The sequence below is a fragment of the Rhodococcus sp. R1101 genome (genome assembly GCF_000278445.1).
GTDB classification, from domain to species: domain Bacteria; phylum Actinomycetota; class Actinomycetes; order Mycobacteriales; family Mycobacteriaceae; genus Rhodococcus; species Rhodococcus gordoniae.
Genome location: NZ_AJVB01000299.1, coordinates 1 through 4,571, shown reverse-complemented (window position 1 = coordinate 4,571; position 4,571 = coordinate 1). Strand labels below are relative to the sequence as shown.

At 67.8% G+C, this 4,571-nt stretch carries 5 protein-coding genes and 1 pseudogene; 4 read left to right on the top strand and 2 right to left on the bottom strand.

Translation table 11 applies throughout. The annotated features are described in order from the left end of the window. The 3 genes from R1101_RS0116370 to R1101_RS0116360 all read left to right on the top strand — a co-directional run. On the top strand, positions 1–813 hold an 813-nt coding region (locus R1101_RS0116370), incomplete at its 5' end, for a hypothetical protein (RefSeq protein WP_016934460.1). Between the two features lie 43 nt (positions 814–856). Beyond that, positions 857–1,789, top strand: coding sequence for a biphenyl-2,3-diol 1,2-dioxygenase (bphC, locus tag R1101_RS0116365; RefSeq protein ID WP_016934459.1), 933 nt, complete (start codon positions 857–859; stop codon positions 1,787–1,789). Between the two features lie 213 nt (positions 1,790–2,002). Continuing rightward, positions 2,003–2,791 carry an IclR family transcriptional regulator gene (locus R1101_RS0116360; protein WP_016934458.1) on the top strand — a complete coding sequence of 263 codons (789 nt, stop codon included), beginning with the start codon at positions 2,003–2,005 and terminating at the stop codon, positions 2,789–2,791. Between the two features lie 46 nt (positions 2,792–2,837). Here the strand turns inward: R1101_RS0116360 and R1101_RS0116355 are convergent, their stop codons facing one another. Beyond that, positions 2,838–3,542 (bottom strand): PadR family transcriptional regulator, encoded by a 705-nt coding sequence (locus R1101_RS0116355; protein ID WP_016934457.1) that lies wholly within the window; start codon positions 3,540–3,542, stop codon positions 2,838–2,840. A 150-nt stretch (positions 3,543–3,692) separates the two neighbouring features. On the opposite strand from R1101_RS0116355, the gene R1101_RS0116350 reads away from it, so the two are divergent. Next, on the top strand, positions 3,693–3,947 hold the full coding sequence (locus R1101_RS0116350) for a hypothetical protein (protein ID WP_026003359.1): 255 nt from the start codon (positions 3,693–3,695) through the stop codon (positions 3,945–3,947). Positions 3,948–3,980: 33 nt separating this feature from the next. On the opposite strand, the pseudogene R1101_RS0116345 reads toward R1101_RS0116350, so the two are convergent. Further along, positions 3,981–4,571, bottom strand: a pseudogene (locus tag R1101_RS0116345) (Isoniazid-inducible protein iniC); the annotation flags it as partial.

The window sequence follows — 4,571 nt, the reverse complement described above, 5'->3', positions numbered from 1 at the left end:
GGCGGTTACATGTTCTCCGGCAGGTGGTCGTTCTCCTCCGGGACCGACCACTGCGACTGGGCGTTCCTCGGTGCCTTCGCGTGCAACCCGGACGGCAGTATGGAGATGCCGCCGCGGATGCTGCACGTGATCATTCCGCGCTCGGACTACGAGATCATCGAGGACTCCTGGGACGTCGTGGGTCTGCGCGGCACCGGCTCCAAGGACGTCGTGGTCGAGGACGCGTTCGTGCCCGACTACCGCGTCATGGACTGCGACGAGGTCATCGACGGGACCGCGGTGCGCAAGTACGGCCGCACCGAGACGCTGTACCTGATGCCGTGGTCGAACATGTTCCCGCTGGGCATTACGTCGGCCACCATCGGCATCTGCGAGGGTCTCCTGCACCACGCCAACGAGTACCAGCGCGAGCGCATCAACCCGCAGGGCACCGCGGTCAAGGACGATCCGTACACGATGTTCGCGATCGGTGAGGCCACCGCGAAGCTGCGGTCGGCGCGGGATTCGCTGCTGGCCAACGTCGATCGCATGTGGGATCTGGTCGACGCCGGCAGGACCCCGACGTTCGAGCAGCGCGCTCTGGGCCGCGAGACCCAGGTGAACGCGGCATGGCAGGCCGTCACCGCGATCGACCAGGTCTACGCCCGCTGCGGCGGCAACGCCCTGCGCATGGACAAGCCCATGCAGCGCTTCTGGCGCGACGCGCACGCCGGGCTGCACCACGCGATCCACGTCCCCGGCACCGTCTACCACGCCGCGACATTGAGCAGCCTCGGCGTGGATCCACAGGGCCCGCTGCGTTCCATGATCTGACCGCTGGATCACCACTACTTCGAATCCACAACGGAGACATACCATGACGAACCCCCATGTCGGCGGCTTCGGCACCGACATCCGCGCCCTGGGCTACGTGAGGGTCCAGACCGACGACATCGAGCGCTGGCGCACCTTCGCGTTCGACGTGCTCGGTTTCGCGAAGGGCTCCGGCCCGGACCCCGACGCCCTGTACCTGCGCATGGACGAGCGCGCCGCGCGCATCGTCGTCGTTCCGGGTGAGACCGACGAGGTCGTCACGGTCGGCTGGGAGGTCCGTGACCATGCCGCACTGGTCCGGGTCACCGAGGCCGTCGAACGCGCCGGCATCGCGGTCAAGCCGCTGTCGCTCGAGGAGGCGGACGCCCGCCGCGTCGAGGAGGTCGTCACCTTCCAGGATCCCGCCGGCACCACACTCGAGGTCTTCCACGGCGCGGTCCTCGACCACAGCCCGGTCGTGACCCCGTTCGGCGCCGAGTTCGTCACCGGCGCACAGGGTCTGGGTCACGTCGTGCTGCCGACGATGGATCCGAACGGCACGTTCGACTTCTACACCGACGTCCTCGGCTTCCTGCCGCGCGGCGCCTTCCGGATCCCGGCGCCGCCGGAGTTCGGCCCGCTGCGGGTGCGTTTCCTGGGTGTCAACCAGCGTCACCACAGCCTCGCGCTGTGTCCGGCCCCGCACGGCGGTGCGCCCGGCCTGGTGCACATCATGGTCGAGGTCGACACGCTCGACGCCGTCGGGCAGGCGCTCGACCGTGTCGTGAAGGACGGCTTCTCGGTGTCGTCGACGCTGGGCCGCCACACCAACGACAAGATGGTGTCGTTCTACGTGCGGGCCCCCGGTGGCTGGGATATCGAGTTCGGCACCGACGGGCAGTTGGTGGACGAGACGTTCTACACGTCCGAGGAGATCACCGCGGACAGTTACTGGGGCCACGACTGGTCCGGCAGCGAACCTCTCGCAGCCATGTAGCGCGACACGCTGCGCAGCACTGTCCGTACAACCACAGATCGCTCCCCGAGGAGGGGGAACCCCGTCCGGCCAGGACAACGGGTTCCCTCTCCTCGACATACGATCCGGGTGATCCACTTCACAAGGCGGCGGGAGTATGTCACTATTCCTAATAGAAATACCAACGTCAGCTGTGTTTCGTGGCAATCTTCGCCCGGATCGAGGGAGATATCGGTGACCGCACCCGCGACTGCAGACTCCACCCCCACCGCGATTCTCGAACGAATCTCGCTCGTCCTGGACGCCTTCGACGGCCCGGGGCGCCTCACCCTCGCCCAGGTCGTCAGGCGGACCGGGCTCCCCCGCTCCTCCGCTCATCGGATGCTCGAACGCCTCGTCGAGATGCGGTGGCTACGCCGCGAAGGCCGCGACTACGAACTCGGCACCCGCCTGATGGAACTCGGCTCGATTGCCGTGCACCAGAACCGCCTGCACAGCGCGGCCGCTCCGATCCTGCAGGACCTGCACCGCGCCACCGGTTATGTGGTGCATCTCGGAGTGCTCGACGGATCCGATGTGCTCTACCTCGACAAGGTCGGTGGCCGGCTCGCCGCGGAGCTGCCCACCCGCGTGGGCAGCCGCTATCCCGCACGTGATTCCGCAATCGGCAAGACCCTGCTCGCCTACACGCCGGACGGCACCCACGACCTCACCGACTTCACTCCCGAACTGCGCAAGGTCCGGGAGATGGGCGTGGCGTACGAGGTGAGCCGGATCTCCGGCGGAATCGGCGTCATCGCGGTCCCGATCGGCCCCGTGGGCGATGTCGTCGCCGCCCTGTCCATCTGCGGACCGACCGGACACCTCGAATTCGATCATCGTCACGCGGCCCCGGTCCGTATGGCGGCGAAAGCGATCCACCGATCCCTCACCGGACGCCCCCGCACCGCGCCGGCTGCGCCACGCCCACGTCACCCCGGTCCGCCCGCCGCGACAGCGCACTCCCGCCTGCAATACGCCTGACCGTCACATCCCGCGACGTCGGTGCCCGCCACCGGCGAAGGGAGAACTAACTCCGCTCACGCCGTTCGAGACCGAGCACGAAATCCTCCACCTCGCGCCAGGATCCCGACGCCTTCGGAACCGGATTGCCCAACTCGTCGCGCGCCCGGACACCCGAGAACGTCTCGGCCGCCTCGTCGATGTCGGTCAGCACCTGTCTGGCCAGATCGATCTCCGCCTGGAAATAGCGTTCGGCCCACAGCAGGCTCATTCTGGAGAACGCCCAGGCGGGTTCGCGGGTCGCGTGCTCTCCGTGCAACCCGGCCCGCTCCCGCATCGCCTCCATGTTCTCGATATGCGACCGGACGAGTTTCTTCAGTTCCTCGGGCTCGTTGAGATGGCCCATCCACAGCCGCAGCATGAGGCCGTGTTTGAGGACCGGCTGCTCCACGGGCGCGTCCCGCGACCAGTTCCGCACGGCGCGGGTGCCGCGCTCGGTGATGCGGTAGACCCTGCGGCCCCGCTCCCCCGGCTCGGACACCATCTCCGACTCGGCCAGTCCCGCCGACTCGAGCTTCTTCAACTCGGCGTAGATCTGGCTGACGGACGGACTCCAGTAGAAGTAGCCGATGCTCCAGTCCGCCCACTTCTTCAGGTCGTATCCGGTGAGTCCCTCGCCGAAGGTGAGCATGCCCAGAACAGCCCAGCTCGTGGCGGGCAACGACGGATAACTGTCGTCGGACACGTCGGCGACAGGCTCGATCTCGGGCATGTTCGAAGCCTAACAGCCCAGGTAGATGCGGGTGCGGCAGCCGGGATTCCGTACCCGGGCCGGAACATGATCTCCCGGTCCGTGGGAGAACGGGCAGCCGGGCCGCTCGCCGGTGACTACCGTCGCAGTCACGATCAAGGAGGTCCGATCATGGACAGCGTCCGGTGCAACACGTGTGGCAATCGCGTCCTCGTCGAGAAGTACAGCGAGGCGCACACCAGCATTCAATGGCTCGACGACGCAGACCGCGTCTGCCCCGAGTTCGCACGGTCCCGCACCACCCGGGACGGTCGCGCCTGGGTTCCCACCTGCCACAAGTTGCAGCAGACGATCGACGACCTGATCGTCTCGGGCCAGATCGGCCTGTCGCTGCGCAGCTATCCGGTGCCCGGCCGACTCGAGTGACCCCCCGGCGGACCGCCGATCTCCCTCCCGGGGCTACCGCACCCCCGCGACCAGCCCTTCCGCACTGCGCGCCGCCACCGAGGCGGCCTTCGCGGTGAACGGATCGAGCAGCGGGTGCTCTGCACGGGACCGCCAGTGCCGCACCGCATCCACGGCCGCCGCCCGGATCTCGGCGGGCGAGGCGTCGTCGACGAGACCGAGTCGACGGGTGGCGCCGATCCCGAATCCACCGACCACGCGTTGCAACGCGAGAATCTCTTCGCCGGGCAACGACACCGTCGACGACCGCAATCTGCCCAGCAGTCGGAGCTCGGCGAAACCGTGGTCGTCGGCCAGTTCGCGCCGCACCACTCCCAGCAGTTCGCGGTCGCCGCACATGTCCAGCACCCGTTCGAGTGCCAGCAGCGCCGAGTGGGTCTTGAGTTGATCGGCACGCTGACCGAACTGCACGTCGATCACCTGACGCAGCTCGTCGAGCCCACTGCGCGCGACGAGTTCGGCGGCGAGAGACGGTGAATCGCGGGCACCGAGCTGCACGAGAAGCACCGCCGTGCGGATGCCGAACAGACCGAACCTGTCCACCAGACGCGCGCGCATCCCGGGATCGACGGGAAGGTCGACGTC

Coding starts and splice junctions, on each gene's coding strand:
- bphC (WP_016934459.1), top strand. CDS start 857: ATGACGAACCCCCATGTCGGCGGCTTCGGCACCGACATCCGCGCCCTG.
- R1101_RS0116355 (WP_016934457.1), bottom strand. CDS start 3,542: ATGCCCGAGATCGAGCCTGTCGCCGACGTGTCCGACGACAGTTATCCG.
- R1101_RS0116350 (WP_026003359.1), top strand. CDS start 3,693: ATGGACAGCGTCCGGTGCAACACGTGTGGCAATCGCGTCCTCGTCGAG.